Origin of the sequence: Salinilacustrithrix flava, from assembly GCF_041228405.1 — a bacterium.
GTDB classification, from domain to species: domain Bacteria; phylum Actinomycetota; class Acidimicrobiia; order Acidimicrobiales; family Salinilacustritrichaceae; genus Salinilacustrithrix; species Salinilacustrithrix flava.
The window spans coordinates 1,233,608-1,256,875 of the sequence record NZ_CP133888.1 but is presented as its reverse complement, the minus strand read 5'-3'; the positions used below and the strand labels follow the sequence as shown (position 1 = coordinate 1,256,875).

Sequence of the window (23,268 nt, the reverse complement as noted above, 5' to 3'; positions counted from 1 at the left end):
GTCCAGGACCGTCGGCCTCCCGAATGCGACGGGACGTCGACCGCCGGACCCTATGCAATGCCGAGGATGTCGGGGTCCTTCCTCAGTCGACGGTGAGCTCGCCGGCCATGCCCTCGACGAAGTGGGGCGGGCCGCTGCCCTCGGTGTCGCCGACGCTGCCGACGGGGATGAAGCAGACGTAGGCCCAGCGTCCGGGGCTGAGCTCGGTGACGGTGCCGGCGGTCGCGCCGGCCGGCGCGAAGGTCCCGCCGGCGAAGGTGTCGATGTGCTGCTCGGCTTCGGCCTCGGGCATCTCGAGGAGCTCCTGGATCGACAGGTCGGTGTCATCGCTGAGCTTCACGAGGACGAACTCGTGGGCCTCCCCGGCCTCGCTCTCGTTCGACATGACGAACGACGTGGCGCCGGCCGGCAGCGTCGCCGGGAGCCCCTCGTAGCCGTAGTCGATCGCGCGGAACTCGACGACCTCCACGTCGCAGGTGTCGTCGAGGCTGCCGTAGACCGACTCGGAGGCGGCCAGGAACTCGGGCGTCTCGAACGCCGAGAAGTCGCCGGTGGAGGTCACCTCCGTCACCGCGGCCGTCATGGTCTGCACGTCCTCGGCGATGGCGGCGGGCTCGTTGCCCTCGATGAGGGCGAGGTTGGGGTCGATGCGCTGCTGGACGAAGGCCGGGATCTCCGCTTCGTCCTCCGGGGCTTCGGCGAAGGCGGCCTCGAGGCCGAGGAAGCCCTCGCAGAACTCGGCGTCGGTGGACCCCTCGTCGGGCGCTGATGCCGCCTCGGCGGTGGGCTCGTCGCTGCCCGCGCCGGTCGCGTCGTCATCGTCGCCGCACGCGGCGAGGACGGACGTGGCCAGGGCGAGTGCGGCGAGCACGGCCGAGGAGCGGCCGATCGGATGGCGGTGTGCGTTGGTCATGTCTGGTTCCCTTCGGTTCGGTTCTCGGTGCGCACGGCGAGTCCGTCGATCTCGACCTCCATGCCGGCGAGGGCGAGGCCGCCCACCTCGACCGCGGTGATCGGCGTGGTGACGGCGTGCTCGACGAGGTGCTCGCGGATCACGAACTGCGCGTCGAGCAGCGCGGCCCGGCTCGTGGCGTGGATGCGCAGGTGGGCCAGGTCGGCCAGGGTCATCCCGGACTCGGCGACGACGGCGGTGAGGTTGTCGAGCGCGAGGGCCACCTGGGCGATGGCGTCGCCCTCGTGCATGAGCCGACCCTCGGCATCGACCGGGCGCTGACCGCCGATCGTGAGGATGGCGCTGACCCCGTCGCGGCGCTGGGCCTGGTCGTGGCCGAGTCGCCGCGACCAGTCCGTCGCGTTCACGCCACGAGCGCCGCGTGCGGTCGGTGTGGTGTCGGTCATCGGTCCGATCATCGGGCTCGCGTCCCGAGCGCACGATCCCCATCGTTCGGGAACCTGGGCACCCCAGGTTGTTGGGATGGCGGATCGAGCCCGGTCCAGGCATGATCGACGGGTGGGGAAGGCGTTGGCGATCGAGCGGGTTCGTTCCGATGTCGAGGTGCTGGCGCGGGCGGGCCTCGACGTGTCGACGTTCCTCGCCGAGGTGGACGCCTCCCTGGGCCGGGCCGTCCCCTACGAGGCCATGTGCGTGGCGCTGCAGGATCCGGCCACGTCGATGGCCACCGCCACGTTCAAGTTCGGCGGGATCTCGGGGCGGGAGTCCCACGACCTGCACTGGTGCGAGGTCGAGTTCGGGGGCGCCGACGCCACCAGCTTCCGAGCGCTGACCGAGCGCGGGGTCACCGCGGTGGGCATGCACCACGAGACGGGCGGGGACGTCGGGCGCTCGGTGCGGATGCGCGACTTCATGCGCCACCACTTCGGCTTCACCGACGAGCTGCGCACCGTCGCTCGCGTCGACGACCGCGACTGGGCGGCGCTGGCCATGATGCGAGCCGACGCGGTCAGCCCGTTCGACGACGCCGAGATCGCACTGATGGCATCGCTCTCGGGCCACCTCGCCACCGGCATCCGTGCCGGCGTGCTGGCCCGGTGCGCGGAGTCGGCCGCCACGGTGATCGAGGGCCCGGCGGTGATCATCGTCGACCGCGATGGGAGCTTCGCCCAGGTCAACCCGGCGGCGGCCCACTGGCTCGCCGAGCTGGGCCGGTGCGACAACAGCGAAGCGCCGGTGCACACCCTCGCTGCCCTGATCGACGGTGCTCGCCGCTACGCGCGGGGCGAGGCCGACACCCTGCCCCGCTGCCGAGTGCGGGTGCCCACGGGCACCTGGCTGGTGCTCAACGGTTCGCCCCTGTCGGGCCCGGCCGGTGCCGGCGGCGACATCGTCATCACCATCGAGCAGGCCCGGCCGCCGGAGATCGTGCCGCTCGTCGTCGCCGCCTTCGCGCTCACGCCCAGAGAGCGCGACGTCACCCAGCTCGTCCTCCAGGGGGTCCCGAGCAAGGAGGTGGCCGCCACGCTGCACATCTCGGTCCACACCGTGCAGGACCACCTGAAGTCGATCTTCGAGAAGGCTGACGTGCGGAGCCGCCGCGAGCTGATCGCCCGCGTGTTCTTCGACCAGTACCTGCCCCGCTTTGGCGACGACGTCTCACCGTCGGGCTGGTTCGCCTGACGCGGCGCGACCCTTGACGCCCGATCCGGACCGGGTCCACCGTGGACGCGACGCGCAACCCAGCTGGAGGTACGGCATGGCATTCCCTTCCATCACGCACGTCGCCCTCACCGTGAGCGATCTCGATCGCAGCGTCCCGTGGTACCGGACGCTGTTCGATGCGGAACCGGTGCTCGACGAGGACACCGGCCCGTTCCGCCACGTCGTCTGGTCCCTCGGGGACACACTCGTCGGTCTGCACGAGTTCCCCGATGGCGTCGGAGACGTGGACTTCGACGAGCGCCGCCCGGGCCTCGACCACCTCGCCTTCGCCTGTGGCGATCGGGCCGAGCTGGAGCACTGGGCTTCTCGACTCGACGAGCTGGACATCGACCACGGCGGCATCGTGGATGCCCCGTACGGATCAGGTCTGGCCTTCCGGGATCCCGACGGCCTGCCGCTCGAGCTGTTCGCCCCGCCCTCCTGAGCGGCACCCCACCCGAGCTGGCATTGCTCCTGTCGCGCCCGGCCCTCGGCGCTACGTTGCGGCGGCATGACCCCCGAGGACTGCGCAGCGAAGACCACCCCCGCCGTCAGCGGCATGGCCAGCTACTTCATGCTCGACGGCAACACGTACAAGGCCGGTGCCGAGCTGGGATATGCCGGCCTCGACTTCTACGCCGGCGGCCGGGCCGGTGTGCTGGGTGACGCCGACGCCGACCAGGTGGCCGGGTGCTTCGGCTTCATGGAGCCGGGCACCGTGCGCGAGTGGCTCGAGCAGGCCCGCGCCGTCGCACCGCCCGCCCAGACCGCAGCCACCTTCATGGCCTGCGGCTACGCGTGGGCCGACGAGCACCTCGGCGACGACGTCGACTGGACCCGCCTCGCCGACCTGCTCGGCCGGGTGAGCGCGGCCGCCGACGACACCGGGCTGCCGCTGTTCGCCGCCTGGCGGTCCGCACCGGAGCCGGACGACCGGGGCGACAAGGTCCTCGCGCTGCACCGGTTCCACGTGCTGCGCGAGCTGCGCAACGAGATCCACGTCGGCGCCGTGCGCGACGCCGGCCTGGCCCCGGTCGAGGCGGTCGTCGTGAAGTCGCCGGCCATGGCCCCCATGTTCGGCTGGTCGGACCTGCCCGAGGTCAACGAGGGCACCCGGGCACGCCACGACGAGGCCGAAGCCGAGACGAACCGGCGGATCGCCCCCGCCTACGCCGCGCTGGACGAGTCCGAGCGCGACGAGCTGGTGGTGCTGTGCGAGGCGGCGCTGGCCAGCGTCGGCTGAGCCAGCAGGGGAGCCGACCTCAGCTGGCGACCGTGGCCGGCTCGGCCTCGACCGCCGGTGACGTCGGGTTCGAGAAGACCATCACGCCGTCGGTGACCTCGCTGCGCTTGAGCGCCCGGTAGTCGCGCAGGTAGCTCTGGTGCACCTGCCACGGCATGCGGGACCCCTGCTTCGGGAAGCGGTCGGCGGCGCGCTGGATGTAGCCCGACGACAGGCCGAGCAGGGGCGCGGGCGTGACCGAGGAATCGGCGTTCACCGGCGTGGCCTGGCGCAGCCCGGTGTCGTGCATGTGGTTGAGCATCCGGGTGACGTAGTCGCAGGTCAGGTCGCACTTCAGGGTCCACGACGCGTTCGTGTAGCCGATGGCCAGTGCCAGGTTGGGCACGCCCTCGAGCATCATGCCCTTGTACGTGAGCTTGCTGGCGATGTCGACCGGCTCGCCGTCGACGCTCGCCTCGATGCCGCCGATGAACAGCAGCTCCAGACCGGTGGCGGTGACGACGATGTCGGCGGCGAGCTCCCGCCCGGACCGCAGGCGGATGCCGGTCTCGGTGAAGGTGTCGATGTGGTCGGTGACCACCGAGACGCTGCCGTCGCGGATGGCCCGGAACAGGTCCCCGTCGGGCACGAGGCACACCCGCTGGTCCCACGGGTCGTAGCTCGGCGTGAAGTGGGTGTCGATGTCGTAGCCCTCGGGCAGCAGGCCCTCGAGGCGCCTGCGCAGCAGCTTCTTCACGACGCCGGGGAAGCGCTGGCTCAGCTGGAAGAACCCCTGGGAGCCGAGGGCGTTCATCCACTTCACGATCGGGCCGGACAGCCGGGTCGGGAGCAGCCGCTGCAGCAGGCGGGCCAGCGGGTTCTTGGCCGGCATCGACACCACGTACGAAGGCGAGCGCTGGAGCATGGTGACGTGCTCGGCGCCGGATCCGTCACCGGGATCTGCCATCGACGGGACGAGGGTCACCGCCGTGGCGCCGCTGCCGATGACGACGACCTGCTTGCCGGCGTAGTCGAGATCCGCGGGCCAGTGCTGGGGGTGGACGATCTCGCCGGCGAAGTCGTCCATGCCGGGGAAGTCGGGCTGGTAGCCGTGGTCGTAGCGGTAGTAGCCGCTGCAGGAGAACACGAACCCGGCGGTGAGCTCGACGCGCTCCGGGGCGGCGTCGGGCCGGTCGGGGTCGGTGCGCTCGGCGGTGATCTCCCAGCGGGCATCCTCGGTCGACCAGTTCGCGGTGACGACCCGGTGGTTGAAGCGGATCTTGCGGTCGATGCCCTCGACGCGGGCCGTCTCCCGGATGTACTCGAGGATCGACGCGCCGTCGGCGATGGACTTCTCACCGGTCCAGGGCCGGAACGAGTAGCCGAGGGTGTACATGTCGGAGTCGGAGCGGATGCCGGGGTAGCGGAACAGGTCCCACGTGCCGCCGATGGCGTCGCGCGCCTCGAAGATGGCGTAGCTGGCCCACGGGCACTCCGCCTGCAGGTAGTGGCCGGCGCCGATGCCGGACAGGCCTGCGCCGACGACGAGGACGTCGAGGTGCTCGGTGCTCACGTGGGTGCTCCTCCGCTGGGTTACTCCGGGTAGGTCACGAACCGTAACGCAGGCGCGAGGCGCGCGTCACGTGGTGATCCGTCACATTCCGGACATCGTCGGAGCAGCGTGGCGTGATCAGCGCCGGACGAAGGTGGCCCACTCCTCGAGGGGCATGCGCTCGCTGCGCAGCGAGTTCACCGGCGCGTCGGGGTCGGCGTGGCCGATGGCAACGCCGCAGAAGAGCATCTCGTCGTCCGGGGCGCCCACGAACTCGGCGACTGTCTCGGACCACACCGCCCAGGCCTCCTGCGGGCAGGTGTCGATGCCCCGCTCGGTGCACAGCAGCATGAAGGTCTGCAGGAACATGCCGAGGTCGGACCACTGCGGCGGGCCCATGCGGCGGTCGATGAAGCAGAACAGGCCGACCGGCGCGTCGAAGAAGCGGTAGTTGCGGGCCAGGTGGCCGAAGCGACCCGCCTTGTCCTCGCGGGGGATCCCGAGCGTCTCGTACATCTGCTCGCCCAGCTGGAACCGGTTCGTGCGGTACGGCTCCCACAGCCCGGGCGGGTAGATGTCGTAGCCGGGCGACTCCATCTGGCGACCCTCGAGGAAGGCCAGGAACTCCGGCATCGTGTCGGCGCCGATCACGTAGATCCGCCACGGCTGCACGTTGCCCCCCGAGGGGGCGCGGGCGGCCAGCTCGAGCAGCTCCGCGATCGTGGCCTCGTCGACGGGCGTGTCGAGGAAGGCGCGGATCGACGTGCGGCGCTGCACGGCTTCGGTGACGTCCATGGGGGCTCGCTTCCTGGTGGGCGACGGTGCCTGCAGGATGGCAGCCCGTGCCTCGGCCGGCGAAGCGGCCGGCTCGGCAGGGGAGGGGCGCTATCCGGCCCCGCGCAGCTCGGCGGCGAGCCCGGCGCAGGGGTGATCGGCGGCGGGCTCCCACGGCACGAGCCCGGCCGGCGTCGCCAGCAGCGGTGCCGGCCACAGCAGGCGGCTCTCGCCGTCGACGATGGACTTGGTGCTGGTCAGGATCGAGCCGAGCAGGTCGTGGGCGGTCGGGTCGACGACCACGAGCTCGGTGGGCATGGGGGCGAGCACCACGGCCTGGTCGAGCCCGCAGGCGGCGAGGAGCCGGTCGGGTGCGGCGAGCCACGCCGGCGGGTGGTCGGCGGGGCTCGTCGGCACCCACGCTGGCTGGCCCGGTCCGACCGGGTCGAGGCCGGGGTCGGACGCGGCCAGGTTGGCCAGCGCAGCGGCCCGGACGTCGTCCACGCCCACCTCCCAGGACGCGGCATCGCCGGCGTCCACCGGCAGCGCGCCGGGGCCTTCGAGGACGATGCGGGCCTCGAGCACGCCGGCGATCGGCCAGGTGATGGCATCGGGGTGCTCACCGGCTCGGCCGACCACCACGCGCAGCCGGTCGCGGGCGGCCTCCCATCCGGTGCTCTCCGCACCTGGTGCTGCAGGCGCCTCCTCCACGTCCGCGTCGGCGACCTGCACGTCCGGGGCGACGTCGGGCGGGGTCGGGTCGACGCCCGGCTCCTCCTTGCCCTCGGGGGGACCGGTGGGCGGGGCGACGGCGTTGATGATGCCGTCCATGATCTCGATGCGATCGAAGCCGTTGGCCTTGGTCCAGCCCTCCCGCGCTGCGGCGAGCGACAGGGTCGAGGGGTAGGGGTTGTCGGCCCAGGCGATCTGCACCGTGTCGGCGTCCACCGGTTCGGCGCCCACCACGCCGGGCACGACCCGCAGCCGGGCCACGGCCTCCCAGGTCATCGCATCCGGGCCGGGTGCCTTCTTGAATCGGTCGAGGAGCCCCATGGGGGGCGACGGTACCCCCCGTCTTCGGACCGGCAGTGCCGATGCGGCGGAGCTCAGCGCCGGCGGTAGGCCAGCTCCACGATCGTCCGCCCGGCCGCCGTGCCCTTGGCCTCGTAACCCTCAGCCGGCCTCCAGCCCGGACGCTCGCCCGGCCCCCCGACGAAGTCCGGGTGCGCGTCGAGCTCGGCCCGGGCGTGGCGGGCGTAGTCCTCCACGTCGGTGGCCACGAGGAGGTGCCCGCCGGGGGCGATCCGGTCGGCGAGCAGGTCGAGGACGTCGGCCCGGATGAAGCGGCGCTTGCGGTGCCGGGCCTTGGGCCACGGGTCGGGGAAGAACACGTGCACGCCGGCGAGCGACCCCGGACCCAGGTCGTGGTCGAGCAGGTCGAGGGCGTCGGCCCGGGCGACCCACACGTTGGGGCGAGGGTCGGCATCCAGCGCGAGCAGCAGGTGGGCGATGCCCGGCGTGTGCACGTCGGCGGCCAGCACGTCCACCTCCGGGTGGGTGTCGGCGAACGCCAGCGCAGCCTCACCGCTCCCGCACCCGATCTCGAGCACCAGCGGGCGGTCGGGATCGCGGCGGGCCACGTCGTGGCGGGGGCCGATGTCGGCGAGGGCGCTGCGCATGACGTCGGTGACCCGGCCGTGGCGGGCGTGGAAGGTGCGGATGCGGGGATGGCCGTCGGGCACGCCTCCATCGTCGCAGGCCACGGTCGGCCGTCCCCACCCAGCGGAGCGGGGTACGACCCAGCGTGGTCTCGTTGCGGTACGGTGACGACGCCGATCGGGCGGCGGTTCGACGCTTGAGGTCTGCCCATGGGGCTGCGACGACACGACAACCCGATCCGCACCGCTGTCGGTGCCGGCCTCGTCGTCTTCCTCGCGTTCGGCTTCGGGCTCCCGGCTGCTGCGCAGACCGACACCTCGGATCCCCTGGCCGAGGCCCAGGCGGAGCGGGACGCCGTGCGCGACCAGCAGGACCGCATCGCCGAGCGCCTCGACGTGCTGGGTGCCAGCGACGCGCAGATCGATGCGGCCCTGGACGAGCTCGACGCTGCTCTCGCCGCCCAGGAGGCGGTGCTGAAGGAGAGCCTCGCCGTGGCCGACGCGGCCGCCGCCGCCCAGCGCGAGGCCGAGGCCGAGCTGCGCACCGCCGAGCGCGACGTCGTCATCCTCGAGCAGGCCATCGTCGAGATGGCGGTGGCGTCCTACGTGCACCCGCCCACCGCCGACCTCGTGCAGAGCCTCCAGGCCCAGTCGCTCTCCGACGCCCTCATCCAGCAGATCTACCTCGACGCCCGGGCCCAGCGGGACCTCGACCTGCTCGACCTGCTCGAGGAGGCCGAGGCGCGCGCCGAGGCCAAGGCCGCCGAGGTCGCCGCCGCCGTGGTCACGGCCAACGAGGCGGTCGAAGCCGCCGACGCCGAGCTGATCCGCCTCGACGAGGAGCGCCAGCAGCAGGCCCGCTTCGCCGCCGACCTGCAGAGCCGCATCGACGGCGCCCTCGCCGAGGCCGCCGCCCTCGCCGACCTCGACGCCGACCTCTCCGCCCAGATCGTGGCCGAGCAGGCCGCCCTCATCGCCCGTCTGCCACCGCCGCCGCCCCCGGAGCCGGAGGTGGTCGCGCCTCCCACCACCACGGCGCCCCCGACCACGGCGCCGCCCACCACGGCCGCGCCCGGCTCGGGCAGCCCGTCCCCGACCACGACCCGCCCGCCGGCCACCACCACGACCACCCGGCCCCCGACCACCACCCGCCCGTCCACGCCGACGCCGCCGCTCGCCACCGTCCAGGGCTTCACCGTGCACGCCGGCATCGCCGACGACGTCGACGCCATGCTCACGGCCGCCCGCGCCGACGGCATCACCTTCGGGGGCAGCGCCTACCGGAGCACCGAGCGACAGATCCAGCTGCGCGTCGCCAACTGCGGGCCCACCGAGTACGACATCTGGTACCGCCCGGCGAGCACGTGCTCACCGCCCACCGCGGTGCCAGGCCGCTCGCTGCACGAGCAGGGCCGGGCGCTCGACCTCACCTTCGAGGGTCGCCTCATCACCAGCCGGTCCAACCAGGGCTTCCAGTGGCTCGCCGCCAACGCCGCGTCCTACGGGCTGTTCAACCTGCCGAGCGAGCCCTGGCACTGGAGCACGACCGGCGGGTAGCGCCCATCCGTTCTGGCCTACCGATTCCCCCGCATGTGGGGGGATCCGCATACCAGAATGGGTTCAGAAGGCGCCGTGGCGGCCCTCGCCGGCGGCGAAGCGGCTCGCCCCCTCCTGGGTCTCCCCGGAGCGGATCGTGGCCAGGCCGAGGTCGGTCTCGTTGGCGAGCGCGTCCCACTCGGACAAGGACCACTGGTCGAGCACGGAGGTGCGGTCCGAGCGCAGGCAGCGCTGCGGGAAGGCGGCGAGCTGCTCGGCCAGCGCCAGCGCGCCGTCGAGCGCGCCGCCCGGTTCGGTGAGCCGGTTGGCCAGGCCCCACGCCTCGGCCTCGGGGCCTTCGACCGGACGGCCCGACAGGATCATGTCCATGGCCCGGCTCTGCCCGATGAGGCGGGGGAGGCGGACGGTGCCGCCGTCGATCAGGGGCACGCCCCACCGCCGGCAGTAGACGCCGAAGATCGCATCGCGGGCAGCGACGCGCAGGTCGCACCACAGCGCCAGCTCGAGCCCGCCGGCCACGGCGTGGCCCTCGACGGCGGCGATCACCGGCTTGGTCAGGCGCAGCCGGGTGGGGCCCATCGGCCCGAGGGCCTCGGGGTCCGGGGCACCGGCGGTCATGGCCTCGACCCGGTTGCCGTCGCCGGTCGACACCGCCTTCAGGTCGGCGCCGGCGCAGAAGGTGCCGCCGGCACCCGTGAGGATCGCCACGACCTGGTCGTCGTCGGCGTCGAAGGCCGAGAACGCGTCGTGCAGCGCCAGAGCGGTCGGCCCGTCGACGGCGTTGCGCACGTCGGGCCGATCGATGGTGACGACCGTGGTCGTCCCGACCGCCTCGACGTGGACGGTTCCCGTCACGTCAGCCCCGAGCCGAGGTCCGGGTGTTGCCGGGCCGGGCGTTCTTCTCGATGAACTCGATGACCTTGCCGGCCACGTCGATGCCGGTGGTGTCCTCGATGCCCTCGAGGCCGGGGGAGGAGTTGACCTCCATCACCACCGGGCCGTGGTTGGAGCGGAGCAGGTCGACGCCGCAGACGTTGAGGCCCATCGTCTTGGCGGCCCGCACCGCGGTGGAGCGCTCCTCGGGCGTGAGCTTGATCTTCTCGGCGTGGCCGCCCTGGTGCAGGTTCGAGCGGAACTCGCCCGGCGCGCCCTGCCGGCGCATGGAGGCCACGACCCGGCCGCCGATCACGAAGGCCCGGATGTCGGCGCCCTTGGCCTCCTTGATGAACTCCTGCACGAGGATGTTCGCATCGAGCTGGCGGAACGCGGCGATGACGGACTCGGCCGCCTTCTTGGTCTCGGCCAGCACCACGCCGACGCCCTGGGTGCCCTCGATCAGCTTCACGATCAGGGGTGCGCCGCCGACCAGCTCGATCAGGCCGTCGATGTCCTTGGTCGAGTGGGCGATGCCCGTGACGGGCAGGCCGATGCCGTTGCGGGACAGCAGCTGCAGGGAGCGGAGCTTGTCCCGGGACCGGGAGATGCCCTGGCTCTCGTTGGTCGGGAACACGTTCATCATCTCGAACTGGCGCACGACCGCCGTGCCGTAGAACGTGTGCGTCGCGCCGATGCGGGGGATGACCGCGTCGAGGGGGCTCAGCTCCTGCCCGCCGTAGCGGATCGCGGGCTTGTGCGAGGTGATGTCCATCACGCAGCGCAGGTAGTCGATGACCCGCACGTCGTGGCCCCGCTCCTCGGCGGCCTCCTTGAGGCGGTTCGTGGAGTAGAGGTTGGCGTTGCGGGACAGGAGTCCGATCTTCATAGAACGGCCGACGCTACCTGGGCGGGCGGTGCCGGTCGCCGCCGAGGAGGTAGGAGCTGCCGGGATCCACCAGCAGGTGCCGGGCCATGCCCGTGCGACCGAGCAGCATCCGGAAGCCCATCTGGTCCCGCTTGGTCAGCGTCAGCTCGATCGCGTAGCGCTCGCCACCGAGGGCGAGGGTGGTCTCCACGACCGGGCGGACCTCCACCTCGCCGTTGGAGGAGCGGACCTCGCGCTCCTCGAGGAGCAGCGCTTCGGCCTGCACGACGTGGTCGTCGTCGTGCTGGCGGGGGTGCAGCGAGAACCGGACCCACGTCGCCCCGCTGCGGTCGATGCGTTCGACGTCCCACGCATGGAGGGCTGACGTCCGCGCCCCGGTGTCGACCTTGGCCTTGATCCAGCCGCCGTCGAGCAGGTCGGGCAGGTGGATCCACTCCCGCCAGCCGATGAGCGTGCGCGGGTCGGTCGGCTGCGGGCTCCCCACGATCAGGTCGTGGGCGTGCCGGCGGCGGCGGTCACCGGCGGGGACGCCGTCGAACGGTGCTCGGCCGCCGAGTGGAAGACCGGCGTCGGCGGCGACTCCAGCCCCGGGTCGTCGCTGCGCAGGATCTGCTCGGCCCGGTCCTTGTCGGCCTGGGTGTACGGGGCCGTGTCGGTGCAGAACTCCACGAGGATCCCGTTTGGGTCCATCGTGTAGATGCTGGTGCAGAACCCGTGATCGATCTCCATGACGTCGACCCCGGCCTCGAGCCACTGCGTGCGCCGCCGGGCGATGTCGTCGAGGTCGTCGGCCGCGAACGCGACGTGGTTGACCCAGGCCTCGAAGCCGAGCCCGGTGGAGATGGCGGTGTCGTTGTCGGTCATCCGCTCGTCGTGGAGCTCCCAGAACGCGATGAGCGCGCCGGCGTTCTCGCTGCCGTCGTGGTCGCCGATGGCGTAGAAGAGGTGCTTGGCCCAGCCGCCGGGCCGGTCGGTGGGGGCGGCGACCGCCTTGACCAGCTCGAAGCCGAGGACGTCGGCGTAGAAGTGGTGGGTGGCCTGCATGTCGCGCGAGGCGAAGGCCAGGTGGTGGTAGCCCATCGCGGATCCCCTCCGGAGTGGAAACGTGCGGTGGCAGTGTTCCACAACGGTCGACGGCAGGTCCCGAGCGCGGCGGACGTAGCGTGGCGCCATGTTCCTCGGAGAGGATCTGCTCGCCTACCTCGTCCTCGCCATCGGCGGGGCCATGGCCGTGGGGTCGATCCTGGCCATCGTCCGCCCGCCCGAGCAGGTGAAGGACGGCGATCTGCCGGCGGCTCCGGTGGCCCGCAGCGTCGTCTTCGCCGTGGTCGGCGCCATCGGCGCGATCTGGGCGCTGGCCAGCCTGCTCTCCGGCTGAGGCTGCCCTACGCGCCGGGCCGGGTGCTGGTGGCGGTGGCCGGGTCGGAGGCGGTCCGAGCCACCCGGAGCCCGAGGGACTGCAACGTCTCGAGCGGCTTGTTGTAGCCCCGCTCCAGGTGGTGCACCCCCTCGATCACCGACGAGCCGGTGGCCACGGCGGCGGCGATGACGCCGGAGAAGCCGGCACGCAGGTCGGGGATCTCCACGTGGGCGCCGCGCAGCTCCGACACGCCGCGGACCACCGCCGAGTGCACGGCGTTGCTGTCGTGGAAGCGACAGGCCGGGCCGCCGAGGCAGGTCTCGAACAGCTCGATCTCGCCGCCCATCGCCTGCACCACCATGGCCGGGTAGCGGATGCGGTCCTCGAACACGGTCTCGTGCAGCACCGACATGCCCTCGGCCTGGGTCATGAGCACGAACAGCGGCGACTGCCAGTCGGTCATGAACCCGGGGTGGGTGTCGGTGTGGATGGCGATGGCGCGCAGGCCGTCGGGCGCGTTGGCGCTGATCCAGTCGTCGTTGATGTCGAGCTCGGCGCCCATGCGCTGCAGCGTGGAGATGGCGGTGACCATGCGCTCCTGGGCGCACCCGCCGACGCGCACCTGCCCGCCGGTGACGAGGCCGGCCACCAGGTAGGAGAAGGCCTCGAGGCGGTCGCCCTCCAGCCGGGTGGTGGCGCCGTGCAGCTTCTCGACGCCGTCGATGACGAACTTGCGGCCGGGGGAGAGCTCGATGCGGGCGCCCATGCGCTGCAGGAACAGGGCCAGCTCGATGATCTCGGGCTCGGTCGCGGCGTTGTTGAGCACGGTGCGACCCTCGGCCAGCGCGGCGGTGAGGAGCACGGTCTCGGTGGCGCCGACCGACGGGTACGGGAGGGTGATCTGGGTGCCGACCAGCCGCCCGGCGACCTTGGCCCGCACGCCGTCCTCGGTCTCGGTGACCTCGGCGCCGAAGGCGCGCAGCGCGTCGACGTGGAAGTCGACCGGACGGGCGCCGATGCGGTCGCCGCCCACCACCGGCACGAAGGCCTCCTGGTGGAGGTGCAGCAGCGGGCCGAGCAGCAGGATCGGGATGCGGTTGAGCCCCGAGTAGCGCAGGGGCACCTCGGGGACGATCTCGTCGCCCGGGGTGATCGTGATCGTGTCCCCGTCGAGGTCGACGCCGACTCCGAGGGACTGCAGCACCTCGGTGGTGATGCCGACGTCGCCGACGTCGGGGACGTTGTGGATCGTGGAGGGCGAGCTGCCCATCACCGCAGCGACCATGTGCTTGGTGATGGCGTTCTTCGAGCCGGCGACGCGGACCTCGCCCCGCAGCGGCCCGGAGGGCTCCACGGCCCAGGCGGTGGCGGGAGCGTCCGGCGCGGCGGGGGTCATGGGGGCGAGTGTACGGCCGGTCGTCCCGCCCGCTCCCGGCCGGAACCGTTCTGGCGGCGGCCACGCGACCGTTCTGGCAGCGGCTACGGAACGGCGCTCAGCGGGCCGCGTCGAGGTCCGTGTTCATGGCGTCCAGGGCGGCCCGTGCGGCGGCGCCGATGTCGTCGGTGCCCGCGCCCCGCCAGGCGCCGGTGATGCCCCGGCTGGACGACACGATCACGCCCCGTCCGTCGGCTCGCAGCCCGGCGACGGCATCGCGTGCCGACCCGCCCTGGGCGCCGTAGCCGGGCACCAGGAAGATGGTGTCGGGCATGCGCTGGCGCAGGGCGACGGCGTGGTCCGGGTACGTCGCCCCGACCACTGCACCGACGTCGCTCAGCCCGCAGTCACCGATGCGGTCGGCGCCCCACGCGGCGACGCGGTCGGCCATGCGGTCGGCCACGGTGCCGCCGTCGGCGAGCTCGAGGTCCTGCAGCTCGCCGCTGCCGGGGTTCGACGTCTTCACCAGCACGAAGGCGCCACCGCCGGCGGCCAGCACGGGCTCGACGCCGTCGGCGCCGAGGTAGCCGTTCACGGTCAGCCAGTCGGCCCCCATGCCCGGGCACGCCTCGCCGTCGAGGTCCGGCGCGCCGCCGAAGGCCATCTGCCCGTAGTGCGCTGCGGTGGATCCGATGTCGCCGCGCTTGGCGTCGAGGATGACCGGGATCCCCGCCTCGGTCGCGTGCCGGACCGTGGCCTCCAGCGCAGCCCATCCGGCCAGGCCGTAGGCCTCGTAGCAGGCGGCTTGGGGCTTCACCGCGGCGCACCGATCCGCCACCGCGTCGATGACCCGCTGGTTGGCCTCGATGAAGGCGGTCGCGACCGCGTCGGTCCCGAGGGACGCGGCGCGGTGGGGGGCGGCGAGCGCCGCCGGCAGCAGGTCGGGCCGGGGGTCGAGGCCCACGCAGGCGATGGAACCGGTCCGTGCGATGCGGGCGTCGAGCGCGTCGGCGGGGTGCACGCCGGCGAAGGTACCCCCGCGGGCGCGGCCGCCCGGCCGGGGGTCACCCCTCCTCGGGAGGCATGCCCTCGAGCTGGAGCTGCGGCCGATCGGCCCCGCCGGCGTACGCCACCGCCCGGCCGGCGAGTGAGCCGTGGACGACGAGCGACAGGCAGATCACGAAGATGGTGATCGCCCACAGGCGCTCGATGTCGGCGAAGTCACCGACGGCGGCCGCGTGGGCGAGGTAGTAGACGGAGCCGACCCCGCGGATGCCGAAGGACGCGGCGATCCACCGCTGGCGGCGGTCCAGGTCCGAGCCGAGCAGACTGAGCAGGCCGGTGACCGGTCGGACGAGGGCGACGATGGCGATGCCGACCAGCACCTCCTTCCAGCCCAGCGGTGAGAGGGCGCCGCTGGCGATGGCCCCGCCGACGAGCAGGAGCACCAGCGCGCTGCCCAGGTTCTCGACCGCCTCGGCGGCGGCGTGCAGGGCCTCGTGGTGCTCGTGCTCCGGCTCGCGGTGGCGCAGCGTGACGGCGGCGACGAACACGGCGAGGAACCCGTAGCCGTGCACGACCTCGGTGAGGCCGTAGACCGCGAGGGTGGCGCCGATGGTGGCGATCGCCTCGCTGCGGCTCTTGAGCCAGCTCCCCTCGAACCGGACGAAGATGAGCCAGGCGAAGAAGCGACCGCAGAGCCAGCCGGCGAGCGTCCCGACGGAGAGCTTCACGACCACGTCGTCGAGCAGCCAGCCGCCGAACCAGGCGCCGCCGGCGAGCATGGCGATCCCGGCGTTGACGAAGGGGAACGCGAGGGCGTCGTTGAGCCCGGCCTCACCCGTCAGGGCGATGGGCACCTCGCCGACGTCGCCCTCGTTCGGGCCGGCGACCTGCACGTCGGAGGCCAGCACGGGGTCGGTCGGTGCGATGACGCCACCGAGCAGCACCGCGGCGGCCGGGGCCAGGCCGATGGCGGCCCAGCCGAGCAGGGCGGTGGCGGCGATGGTGAGCGGCATGCAGATGGCGAGGAGTCGCCACGTGGGGCCCCACCGACGCCAGCTGGGGGCGCGGTCGATCATCAGGCCGGCACCGGTGAGCGACACGATGACGACCAGCTCGCTCAGGCGCTCGGTGACGATGGGCTGCCTGACGGGGTCGACGTCCGGCAGCGTCGGGACGAGCCCGAACAGCGCGGCGCCGGCGAGCACCTGGAGGGCCGGGAGCGACACCGCTCGCCGGTTCACGTGGCGAGGCAGGGTGACCGCGCCGATCACACCCACGCCCAGCACGAGCAGGAAGATGTAGTAGCTCACCGGCCCTGCATACCCAGGCCGCCGCGACTCCGGTCACGGCGAGTGCCAGGACCTCGACGCGTCAGCCGGGCTGGCGCACCGCGCAGGTGAGCTCGCCCCGTTCTGCCCGGCGGATCCAGATGAGCCCGCGGGCGGTGCCGGCCAGCCAGGTGGCCGCGATCACGATCGCCGCGACCCACCCGTGGTCCCGGAGCAGGCCGCCGAGGGCGGTGCCGCCGAGCACGGACGCGAGCAGCCCGAGGGTGAGGGGCAGGTGGCAGGGGCAGAACAGGAAGGAGACGGCCAGCCACCACCGCCCACGTCGCTCGAGCTGGCGCGGGGCGGTGGTGACGGCGTCGTCGATGGCCTGGGTCACGACCCGATCATGCGACATCGGCGCGCTCGGCGACAGCGCGGTGCACCTCTTCCATGTCGAGGGCCCGCACCTGGGCGATCACGTCCTCCAGCGCGGCGGCGGGGAGTGCCCCGGGCTGAGCGAAGACGAGGACGCCCTCGCGGAAGGCCATGAGCGTGGGGATCGACTGGATCCCGGCGGCGGCCGACAGGTGGGGGGCGGCCTCGGTGTCGACCTTGGCGAACACGATGTCCTGGTGCACGCCGGCGGCCTTCTCGTAGACGGGGGCGAAGGCGCGGCAGGGGCCGCACCACGACGCCCACCAATCGACGAGCACGATGTCGTTGTCGGTGATGGTGGACTCGAAGTCGGCTTCGGTCAGAGCGACGGTGGACACGGGGTTCTCTCCTCTTCGGTGGCTTCCCACCTTCCAACCAAGGTACCCCCAGGGGTATTCCTTCGGCTGCGGCAGCGGGCCGGGTGGTGTCTGGTAGACAAGGTCGACCGCCGCCGAGTCCGAGGACCTGCTCGTGAGCCGTCCGGATGCGTTCTTCCGAGAGGTGGTCGAGAGCTCGCGGGACATCGTGGTGGTGATGGCCCACGACGGCCGGTTGCGCTACGTGAACGGTGCGGTCCGGTCCGTGCTCGGCTACGACGACCCGTGGCGGGCGGCCAGGGACGTGTTCGCCCTCGTCCACGAGGCCGACCGAGCGCGCGTGATGGAGGACTTCGCGGCCTCGGTCGACTCGACCTCGCCCGGGGTGCCGATCACGTTCCGGATGCGACATCGGGACGGGACGTGGCGCCACGTCGAGGCATCGGGCGTCAACCTCCTCGACCACGAGGCCGTGGGCGGGTTCATGGTCAGCCTCCGAGACGTGACCGACCGGGTCGAGGCCGAGACGCGCCACGAGCGCGCCGCCGCCCGCTACCGGCAGGCGCTCGACACCTCCCCCCAGGCCACGGCGATCCACCAGGACGGCGTGATCGTCTACGCCAACGCGGCGGCCGCCCGGCTGCTCGGGGCGGACGACCCGGAGGACCTCGTCGACCGACCGGTGGGCGACTTCGTGCCCGAGCACGTCGCGGCGATGATCGGCGCGCGGATGGCGATGGTCCTCGAGGGTGAGGAAGCGGGGCTGGTCGAGGAGCAGCTGCGGCGGGTCGACGGCTCGCTCGTGGACGTCGAGGCGGCCGGCGTGCCGATCGAGTGGCTGGGACGTCCGGCCGCCCAGGTGGTCGCCCGCGACCTCACCGAGCGGAACCGGGCCCGGGCCGAGCTCGAGATGCAGGCCACGCACGATCCGCTGACCGGTCGACCGAACCGCGTGCTGCTCGCCCGCCGGCTGCGGCTGGCCGAGTCGCGCCGCCGCCAGACGGGCAAGCGCTACGCCGTGGTGTTCACCGACCTGGACAAGTTCAAGGTGCTCAACGACGGCCTCGGCCACAGCGCCGGCGACGTCGTGCTCCGCAGCGTCGCCGACCGCCTGGCCAGCGTCGCCCGCACGCACGACACCGTCGCCCGCTTCGGCGGCGACGAGTTCGTGCTGGTGCTCGAGGACCTGGAGGACGACGCCGACGTCGTCGAGATCGTGCAGCGCTTCGCCGACGCGCTCCGCGAACCGGTGGCCGTGGGGGCCAACCTCGTGCGCGTCGGGATGAGCGGCGGGATCGTGGTCGTGGACGAGGACCTCGGCGACCGCGACGTGCTGAGCGAGGCCGATGCTGCGCTCTACCGGGCCAAGCAGGTCGGACGGGGTCGCTTCGAGATCTTCGATCGGGACCTGCGCCACGAGGTGCTCGTCCGCTACCGCCGGGAGGCGGAGCTGCACGAGGCCTTCGAGCGCAACGAGTTCGTCGCCCACTTCCAGGTCGAGGTCGATGTGCACACCGGCGCACCGGTCGGGGCCGAAGCCCTCTGCCGCTGGGCGCACCCGGAGGAGGGCCTGCTCCTCCCGTGGGAGTTCCTCCACGTGGTCGAGGAGATCGGTGCGATCCACGAGCTGGGGGATCTGATGCGGGAGCGGGCGGTCGCCGCCCTCGCCCGCGCCCGTGCTCGGGGGCTGTTCACCGACTGCTGGGTGAGCGTGAACGTGGCGGCGGCCGAGCTGCTCGCCTCCGGTTTCGTCGGGCGCGTCATGGACACCCTCCAGCACCACGACGTGCCCCCCGAGGCGCTGTGCCTCGAGCTCACCGAGTCGTCGCTGGCCTCGGACCCCGACTCGGCCGTCCGCATCGTCGGGGAGCTGCGCGACCACGGGGTTGCGTTCGCGGTGGACGACTTCGGCACCGGCTACGCGTCGCTGTCGTACCTCGACCGCTTCTCACCCGAGTTCGTCAAGATCGACCGGGTGTTCATCGATGGGATGCTCACCGACGCCCGCCGGTTGGCCCTCGTCCGCTCGGCCATCGACATCGCCCACACCTTCGGGGCCGTCACCGTCGCCGAGGGCGTCGAGTCCGACGCCCAACGGCAGCGCCTGCGGGAGCTGGGCTGCGACCTAATCCAGGGTCACCTCGTCGGCCGACCCGGACCCGAGATCGTCGACGCGTCCTGACTTGGAACGCGCTCCGGGTTGCTCGACGGTGGCAGTCCGGTCGCGGACGACCGGTCTCAGGCCGGCGGGCGGTAGCGGTAGCCGACGCCCCGAACCGCCTCGATCGGTCCGTCCTCGGACCAGTCGAGCTTCCGGCGGAGGCGCGAGACCGCGTACTTGACCCGGTCGGTCCCGATGCCGCTCGGGTCCCGCCAGGCCTGTCCCAGCAGCTGCTCGGCGCTGAGCACCTGTCCCCGGTGGCGCACGAGGGTGTCGAGCAAGCGCAGTTCGGTCGGGGTGACGTGCACGGGACGGCCGTGCACCCAGACCTCGTGGGACGAGGGGTCGACGGCGACGGTGCCGTCGTCGTAGCGCTCCACCGGCTCCGAGCCGCGCCCCGCTCGCCGGAGCAGGGCCCCGACCCGTGCCACGATCTCCTGGTTCCCCACCGGCTTGGCGACGTAGTCGTCGGCGCCGCCCTGGAGCCCACGCACCTTCTCGGCCTCGAGACCACGAGCGGTCAGCATGAGCACGGGCACGTCGCTCATGTCGCGGAGCCTCGACAGGACCTCCCACCCGTCGAGCCCGGGAAGGCCCACGTCGAGGACTACGAGGTGGGGCCTCGCCTCGTGGAACCGCCGCAGCGCCGCCCGGCCGTCCCCGGCCTGGTCGACGCGGTAGCCGGCGCGGCTGAAGACAGCGGCGAGCCCCTGTCGGATGTCGTCGTCGTCCTCGACCAGGAGCAGGAGCTCCCGCTCACCCACCCAGCTGTCCCGACGCCGGCAGGTGCACGACCACGACGGTCCCGCCCGGATCTCCACGACGGATCTCCATGGACCCGCCGTGCATCTCCACGATCGCCGCGCTGATGCTGAGGCCCAGGCCGGTGCCCGGTGTCGCGCCCGCGTTGCTGGCCCGGTAGAAGCGGTCCAGCACCCGGTCGGTCTCCGTCGCCGGGATGCCGAGCCCCGTGTCGGCGATCTCGAGACGGCACCCGTCTTCGGACGCGTGGGTGGTGACCTGCACGTGCCCTCCGGCGGGGGTGAACTTCAGCGCGTTCGAGAGCAGGTTGGTCAGCAGCTGGTCGATGCGGACCGGGTCGAGGAGCGCGACCGGACAGCTGCCGGGCTCGAGGTCGATCGTCACCCCTGCGGCCTGGGCGAGCGGTGCGATCGACTCGACCGAGGTTCGCACGAGGGAGGCGACGTCGTGCAGGACGGGTCGGAACGACAGCGCCTGCGACTCGAGCTGGGCCAGCAGCAGGAGGTCCTCGACCAACGTCAGCAGTCGGTCGGTGTTCCGGTCGATGGCATCGACGAAGCCGCAGTGCTCCTCGGAGAGCTGCGGTGCGTCCGCAGCCAGGAGCTCGACGAAGGTGCGCAGCGAGGTCAGCGGCGTGCGCAGCTCGTGGGACACGCTCGCCACCAGCTCGGTCTTCAGGCGGGCGAGCTCACGGAGCGACGCGCTCGTCTCCTCGGCCGCCGTGCGTGCTGCCGACTCCCGCTCGAGCATCCGTCGGCGCAGCTCCTCGGTCTGCTCCCGTTCGGTGACGTCTCGGAACAACCACAGGTGGGCGCGCCTGGTGGGTCCGACCGGGACGGGTACGTAGTCGCGCTCGAGGACCCGTCCGTCGACGAAGCGGACGAGGTCGGTGGCGGGCAGGTCACCCTCGTACAGCGCGTCGATCCGCGTCGAGAACGCCTCCGGATCCTCCACCCTTCCCCGGATCGGGGACCGGAGGTCGTCGATGTTGCGTCCGACGAGCTCGGTCGGTGTCGCCGGGCTGTCGACCAGGCGGAGGAACGCGTCGTTCACGACGGAGATGCGGAACGAGACGTCGTCGACGAGCAGCACGCCGTCCACCAGGTTGTCCACGATGGAGGACAGGTAGGTGGTGATCCGCTCCAGGCGCTGGCGCGGTCTTTCGACCTCGGCCTGCGCCGGGTTCTGCACGCGCGAGGTCACGACCACTTGAACCCCGTGGGATCATCCGTTGTTCCCACTCCGTCTTCCTCAGCTGCGTCCGCGGATGCGTGATCCGGCGGCTACGGCGCCTCGGCTGACGAGACGCCCGGCGCGTCGAGGAGCTCGGCCAGGAGGGCCTGGGCGCGCCGGTCGATGTCGTCGACGATGGGGCGGACCTCCTCCACGGGCTTGCCGGCCGGGTCGGTGAGATCCCAGTCGAGGTAGCGCTTGCCGGGGAAGATCGGGCAGGCGTCGCCGCAGCCCATGGTGATGATCACGTCGGCGGCCCGGGCGGCCTCGTCGGTGAGGGGCTTGGGGAACTCCTTGCTGACGTCGTGGCCCCGTTCGGTGAGGATCTCGGCGACCGCGGGGTTGATGTCGTCCCCCGGGGCGGAGCCGGCGGACCGGACCGTCACGCGACCCCGGCCGTGGTGGTCGAGCAGGATCCGGGCGGCGACGGAGCGGCCGGCGTTGTGGGTGCACACGACGAGGATCTCGGGGGTGGTGGTCACGGGGACTCCTTGGGTCTTGGCGAGCGATCGGAGACGGTCAGCGGCGAACCGCTCGGCCAGCAGCGGCAGGTACTGGTTCACCTTCGACGTGGCGGCGAGCAGGTCGTAGGACTCGTGCAGGAGCCGCTCGACGGTCTCGACGCCGAACATGCCGTCGAAGCGGGCCGCCAGTCCGGCAGCTTTGCGGCTGAGCACGCTGAGGTCGTGGTCGTAGCTCATGGGGTGGTGGTCTCCGGGTAGTAGCGGCGTCGGGCCCAGAGGGCGACGTAGACGAGGCCGACGAGGACGGGGACTTCGATGAGCGGGCCGACGACGCCGGCGAGGGCCTGGCCGGATGTGACGCCGAAGACGCCGATGGCCACGGCGATGGCGAGCTCGAAGTTGTTGCCGGCGGCGGTGAAGGCGACGGTGGTGTTGCGGTCGTAGGGCAGGCCCATCTTCAGGCCGATGGCGAACGACGAGCCCCACATCAGCGCGAAGTACACGAGCAGCGGGAGGGCGATGCGGGCGACGTCGAAGGGCTCGGAGGTGATCGCCTCGCCCTGGAGGGCGAAGAGGACCACGATCGTGAAGAGCAGGCCGTAGAGCGCCACCGGGCCGATGCGGGGCAGGAAGGTGTTCTCGTACCAGTCGGTGCCCTTGCGACCCTCCCCGATGCGGCGGGTGAGGTAGCCGGCCAGAAGCGGGACGCCGAGGAAGATGAGCACCGACTTGGCGATCTCCCAGATGGACACGTCGAGGGCGGCCTGGTCGAGGCCGAGCCACTGGGGGAGCAGCTCCAGGTAGAAGTAGCCGAGCAGCGAGTAGGCCACGATCTGGAACAGCGAGTTCACCGCGACCAGGAACGTGGCCGCCTCCCGGTTGCCGCAGGCCAGGTCGTTCCAGATCAGGACCATGGCGATGCAGCGGGCCAGGCCGACGATGATGAGCCCGGTCCGGTACTCGGGCAGGTCCGGCAGCATGAGCCAGGCGAGGGCGAACATCAGCGCGGGGCCGATCACCCAGTTCAGGACCAGGGACAGGCCGAGCATGCGCCGATCGGCGGTGACCTCGCCGAGGCGGGAGTACCGGACCTTGGCCAGCACCGGGTACATCATCAGCAGCAGGCCGAGCGCGATCGGCAGGGAGACGGTGTCGATCTTGACCCGGTCGAGGGTGTCGTCGAGGCCGGGGAAGAGGCGGCCGAGCCCGATGCCGAGAGCCATCGCAGCGCCGATCCACAGCGGGAGGAACCGGTCGAGCGTGGACAGCTTCTCGATGACCGGGGCGTCTTCGGGCTGGGTTTCGGTGACCACGGTCATGTGCACGGCCTCCGTCGCTCGCCCGGGGTGGGGCAGCACGACGTGATCGCCCCGATCGCACCCGCCAGGTCCTCGAGGGCACCGGGACGGAGCCGGTAGTAGGTCCACTGCCGGTGCTTCTCGGACTCGACCAGCCCGGCGTCCCGCAGGACCTTCAGGTGGTGGGAGGCGAGGGGCTGGGCGATGCCGATCTCCTCGGCGAGGTGGCACACGCACAGCTCCTCGCACGACAGCAGCTCGACGATGCGCCACCGGCGTGGCTCGGCCAGCGCCTTCAGCACGTCAGCCCGGACATCCGGGATCACATCAATGGTCATGCACATACGTTACGGCTGATGTGAGGGGTCGGGAGCCCGATCGGCGGGTCGTTTGCCCAGGCGCTCCGATGAGTTCACCTCCGGTCCACCTGGGCTCGGTCTGGCGTCAA

At 72.2% G+C, this 23,268-nt stretch carries 26 protein-coding genes; 6 read left to right on the top strand and 20 right to left on the bottom strand.

Annotated features, from left to right (window positions below; all coding sequences use genetic code 11):
- Nucleotides 1–82 precede the first annotated feature (82 nt).
- Together RGQ06_RS06290 and RGQ06_RS06285 are read right to left on the bottom strand one after the other, a co-directional pair.
- Nucleotides 83–913: a hypothetical protein gene (locus RGQ06_RS06290; protein ID WP_432427420.1), complete on the bottom strand. Its 831-nt coding sequence runs from the start codon at nucleotides 911–913 to the stop codon at nucleotides 83–85.
- Nucleotides 910–1,359 (bottom strand): RidA family protein, encoded by a 450-nt coding sequence (locus tag RGQ06_RS06285; protein WP_432427421.1) that lies wholly within the window; start codon nucleotides 1,357–1,359, stop codon nucleotides 910–912. The genes RGQ06_RS06290 and RGQ06_RS06285 overlap by 4 nt, the downstream gene beginning before the upstream one ends.
- 112 nt (nucleotides 1,360–1,471) lie before the next feature.
- On the opposite strand from RGQ06_RS06285, the gene RGQ06_RS06280 reads away from it, so the two are divergent.
- From RGQ06_RS06280 to RGQ06_RS06270, 3 genes are all read left to right on the top strand, one after another.
- Nucleotides 1,472–2,596 (top strand): LuxR C-terminal-related transcriptional regulator, encoded by a 1,125-nt coding sequence (locus tag RGQ06_RS06280; protein ID WP_432427422.1) that lies wholly within the window; start codon nucleotides 1,472–1,474, stop codon nucleotides 2,594–2,596.
- 76 nt (nucleotides 2,597–2,672) lie between these two features.
- Nucleotides 2,673–3,062 (top strand): VOC family protein, encoded by a 390-nt coding sequence (locus RGQ06_RS06275; RefSeq protein WP_432427423.1) that lies wholly within the window; start codon nucleotides 2,673–2,675, stop codon nucleotides 3,060–3,062.
- Between the two features lie 66 nt (nucleotides 3,063–3,128).
- Nucleotides 3,129–3,860, top strand: coding sequence for an SCO6745 family protein (locus RGQ06_RS06270; protein ID WP_432427424.1), 732 nt, complete (start codon nucleotides 3,129–3,131; stop codon nucleotides 3,858–3,860).
- A 19-nt stretch (nucleotides 3,861–3,879) separates the two neighbouring features.
- Here RGQ06_RS06270 and RGQ06_RS06265 read toward each other — a convergent pair whose 3' ends face one another.
- The 4 genes from RGQ06_RS06265 to trmB all read right to left on the bottom strand — a co-directional run bounded on the left by RGQ06_RS06265 (nucleotide 3,880) and on the right by trmB (nucleotide 7,907).
- Nucleotides 3,880–5,412, bottom strand: coding sequence for a flavin-containing monooxygenase (locus RGQ06_RS06265; protein WP_432427425.1), 1,533 nt, complete (start codon nucleotides 5,410–5,412; stop codon nucleotides 3,880–3,882).
- A gap of 117 nt (nucleotides 5,413–5,529) precedes the next feature.
- Entirely contained in the window at nucleotides 5,530–6,186 is a 657-nt protein-coding gene (locus tag RGQ06_RS06260; RefSeq protein WP_432427426.1) for a nitroreductase, read from the bottom strand.
- Nucleotides 6,187–6,276: 90 nt separating this feature from the next.
- Complete coding sequence (locus RGQ06_RS06255) at nucleotides 6,277–7,218, bottom strand: hypothetical protein (RefSeq protein ID WP_432427427.1); 942 nt, start codon at nucleotides 7,216–7,218, stop codon at nucleotides 6,277–6,279.
- 53 nt (nucleotides 7,219–7,271) lie between these two features.
- Nucleotides 7,272–7,907 carry a tRNA (guanine(46)-N(7))-methyltransferase TrmB gene (gene trmB, locus RGQ06_RS06250; RefSeq protein ID WP_432427428.1) on the bottom strand — a complete coding sequence of 212 codons (636 nt, stop codon included), beginning with the start codon at nucleotides 7,905–7,907 and terminating at the stop codon, nucleotides 7,272–7,274.
- Nucleotides 7,908–8,033: 126 nt separating this feature from the next.
- On the opposite strand from trmB, the gene RGQ06_RS06245 reads away from it, so the two are divergent.
- Entirely contained in the window at nucleotides 8,034–9,380 is a 1,347-nt protein-coding gene (locus tag RGQ06_RS06245; RefSeq protein ID WP_432427429.1) for a D-alanyl-D-alanine carboxypeptidase family protein, read from the top strand.
- Between the two features lie 63 nt (nucleotides 9,381–9,443).
- Here RGQ06_RS06245 and RGQ06_RS06240 read toward each other — a convergent pair whose 3' ends face one another.
- Genes RGQ06_RS06240 through RGQ06_RS06225 form a run of 4 tightly spaced genes read right to left on the bottom strand, consistent with a single transcriptional unit; the run spans nucleotide 9,444 to nucleotide 12,222 of the window.
- Nucleotides 9,444–10,235 carry a crotonase/enoyl-CoA hydratase family protein gene (locus RGQ06_RS06240; RefSeq protein WP_432427430.1) on the bottom strand — a complete coding sequence of 264 codons (792 nt, stop codon included), beginning with the start codon at nucleotides 10,233–10,235 and terminating at the stop codon, nucleotides 9,444–9,446.
- 1 nt (nucleotide 10,236) lies between these two features.
- Nucleotides 10,237–11,142, bottom strand: coding sequence for a 30S ribosomal protein S6--L-glutamate ligase (gene rimK, locus RGQ06_RS06235; protein WP_432427431.1), 906 nt, complete (start codon nucleotides 11,140–11,142; stop codon nucleotides 10,237–10,239).
- 13 nt (nucleotides 11,143–11,155) lie between these two features.
- Nucleotides 11,156–11,626, bottom strand: a complete 471-nt coding sequence (locus RGQ06_RS06230; RefSeq protein WP_432427432.1) for an ATP-dependent zinc protease family protein — start codon at nucleotides 11,624–11,626, stop codon at nucleotides 11,156–11,158.
- A gap of 2 nt (nucleotides 11,627–11,628) precedes the next feature.
- Entirely contained in the window at nucleotides 11,629–12,222 is a 594-nt protein-coding gene (locus RGQ06_RS06225) for a VOC family protein (protein ID WP_432427433.1), read from the bottom strand.
- A 91-nt stretch (nucleotides 12,223–12,313) separates the two neighbouring features.
- Between RGQ06_RS06225 and RGQ06_RS06220 the strand changes: the two genes are divergently transcribed.
- On the top strand, nucleotides 12,314–12,520 hold the full coding sequence (locus RGQ06_RS06220) for a hypothetical protein (RefSeq protein ID WP_432427434.1): 207 nt from the start codon (nucleotides 12,314–12,316) through the stop codon (nucleotides 12,518–12,520).
- Between the two features lie 7 nt (nucleotides 12,521–12,527).
- On the opposite strand, the gene murA is transcribed toward RGQ06_RS06220, so the two are convergent.
- The 5 genes from murA to trxA all read right to left on the bottom strand — a co-directional run bounded on the left by murA (nucleotide 12,528) and on the right by trxA (nucleotide 16,923).
- Entirely contained in the window at nucleotides 12,528–13,898 is a 1,371-nt protein-coding gene (murA, locus tag RGQ06_RS06215) for a UDP-N-acetylglucosamine 1-carboxyvinyltransferase (protein ID WP_432427435.1), read from the bottom strand.
- A gap of 97 nt (nucleotides 13,899–13,995) precedes the next feature.
- Complete coding sequence (pyrF, locus tag RGQ06_RS06210) at nucleotides 13,996–14,898, bottom strand: orotidine-5'-phosphate decarboxylase (protein ID WP_432427436.1); 903 nt, start codon at nucleotides 14,896–14,898, stop codon at nucleotides 13,996–13,998.
- A gap of 43 nt (nucleotides 14,899–14,941) precedes the next feature.
- Nucleotides 14,942–16,192 (bottom strand): cation:proton antiporter, encoded by a 1,251-nt coding sequence (locus RGQ06_RS06205; RefSeq protein WP_432427437.1) that lies wholly within the window; start codon nucleotides 16,190–16,192, stop codon nucleotides 14,942–14,944.
- A gap of 61 nt (nucleotides 16,193–16,253) precedes the next feature.
- Entirely contained in the window at nucleotides 16,254–16,547 is a 294-nt protein-coding gene (locus tag RGQ06_RS06200; RefSeq protein ID WP_432427438.1) for a hypothetical protein, read from the bottom strand.
- A gap of 7 nt (nucleotides 16,548–16,554) precedes the next feature.
- Complete coding sequence (gene trxA / locus RGQ06_RS06195) at nucleotides 16,555–16,923, bottom strand: thioredoxin (RefSeq protein ID WP_432427439.1); 369 nt, start codon at nucleotides 16,921–16,923, stop codon at nucleotides 16,555–16,557.
- A 133-nt stretch (nucleotides 16,924–17,056) separates the two neighbouring features.
- Here trxA and RGQ06_RS06190 point away from each other — a divergent pair, with 133 nt between their 5' ends.
- On the top strand, nucleotides 17,057–19,084 hold the full coding sequence (locus RGQ06_RS06190) for a putative bifunctional diguanylate cyclase/phosphodiesterase (RefSeq protein WP_432427440.1): 2,028 nt from the start codon (nucleotides 17,057–17,059) through the stop codon (nucleotides 19,082–19,084).
- A gap of 56 nt (nucleotides 19,085–19,140) precedes the next feature.
- On the opposite strand, the gene RGQ06_RS06185 is transcribed toward RGQ06_RS06190, so the two are convergent.
- From RGQ06_RS06185 to RGQ06_RS06165, 5 genes are all read right to left on the bottom strand, one after another.
- On the bottom strand, nucleotides 19,141–19,827 hold the full coding sequence (locus tag RGQ06_RS06185) for a response regulator transcription factor (RefSeq protein ID WP_432427441.1): 687 nt from the start codon (nucleotides 19,825–19,827) through the stop codon (nucleotides 19,141–19,143).
- Nucleotides 19,820–21,028, bottom strand: a complete 1,209-nt coding sequence (locus tag RGQ06_RS06180; RefSeq protein WP_432427442.1) for an ATP-binding protein — start codon at nucleotides 21,026–21,028, stop codon at nucleotides 19,820–19,822. The genes RGQ06_RS06185 and RGQ06_RS06180 overlap by 8 nt, the downstream gene beginning before the upstream one ends.
- Before the next feature lie 80 nt (nucleotides 21,029–21,108).
- Complete coding sequence (locus RGQ06_RS06175) at nucleotides 21,109–21,759, bottom strand: low molecular weight phosphatase family protein (protein WP_432427443.1); 651 nt, start codon at nucleotides 21,757–21,759, stop codon at nucleotides 21,109–21,111.
- Complete coding sequence (gene arsB, locus RGQ06_RS06170; protein WP_432427444.1) at nucleotides 21,756–22,841, bottom strand: ACR3 family arsenite efflux transporter; 1,086 nt, start codon at nucleotides 22,839–22,841, stop codon at nucleotides 21,756–21,758. Before arsB ends, RGQ06_RS06175 begins: the two co-directional genes overlap by 4 nt.
- Nucleotides 22,838–23,158, bottom strand: a complete 321-nt coding sequence (locus RGQ06_RS06165) for an ArsR/SmtB family transcription factor (protein ID WP_432427445.1) — start codon at nucleotides 23,156–23,158, stop codon at nucleotides 22,838–22,840. Before RGQ06_RS06165 ends, arsB begins: the two co-directional genes overlap by 4 nt.
- Nucleotides 23,159–23,268 lie beyond the last annotated feature (110 nt).

Excerpts from the sequence above, each read along its gene's own strand:
- RGQ06_RS06290 (WP_432427420.1), bottom strand. The coding sequence starts at position 913 with ATGACCAACGCACACCGCCATCCGATCGGCCGCTCCTCGGCCGTGCTC.
- RGQ06_RS06285 (WP_432427421.1), bottom strand. The coding sequence starts at position 1,359 with ATGACCGACACCACACCGACCGCACGCGGCGCTCGTGGCGTGAACGCG.
- RGQ06_RS06275 (WP_432427423.1), top strand. The coding sequence starts at position 2,673 with ATGGCATTCCCTTCCATCACGCACGTCGCCCTCACCGTGAGCGATCTC.
- RGQ06_RS06270 (WP_432427424.1), top strand. The coding sequence starts at position 3,129 with ATGACCCCCGAGGACTGCGCAGCGAAGACCACCCCCGCCGTCAGCGGC.
- RGQ06_RS06260 (WP_432427426.1), bottom strand. The coding sequence starts at position 6,186 with ATGGACGTCACCGAAGCCGTGCAGCGCCGCACGTCGATCCGCGCCTTC.
- RGQ06_RS06255 (WP_432427427.1), bottom strand. The coding sequence starts at position 7,218 with ATGGGGCTCCTCGACCGATTCAAGAAGGCACCCGGCCCGGATGCGATG.
- RGQ06_RS06245 (WP_432427429.1), top strand. The coding sequence starts at position 8,034 with ATGGGGCTGCGACGACACGACAACCCGATCCGCACCGCTGTCGGTGCC.
- rimK (WP_432427431.1), bottom strand. The coding sequence starts at position 11,142 with ATGAAGATCGGACTCCTGTCCCGCAACGCCAACCTCTACTCCACGAAC.
- RGQ06_RS06225 (WP_432427433.1), bottom strand. The coding sequence starts at position 12,222 with ATGGGCTACCACCACCTGGCCTTCGCCTCGCGCGACATGCAGGCCACC.
- RGQ06_RS06220 (WP_432427434.1), top strand. The coding sequence starts at position 12,314 with ATGTTCCTCGGAGAGGATCTGCTCGCCTACCTCGTCCTCGCCATCGGC.
- murA (WP_432427435.1), bottom strand. The coding sequence starts at position 13,898 with ATGACCCCCGCCGCGCCGGACGCTCCCGCCACCGCCTGGGCCGTGGAG.
- RGQ06_RS06175 (WP_432427443.1), bottom strand. The coding sequence starts at position 21,759 with ATGAGCTACGACCACGACCTCAGCGTGCTCAGCCGCAAAGCTGCCGGA.
- arsB (WP_432427444.1), bottom strand. The coding sequence starts at position 22,841 with ATGACCGTGGTCACCGAAACCCAGCCCGAAGACGCCCCGGTCATCGAG.
- RGQ06_RS06165 (WP_432427445.1), bottom strand. The coding sequence starts at position 23,158 with ATGACCATTGATGTGATCCCGGATGTCCGGGCTGACGTGCTGAAGGCG.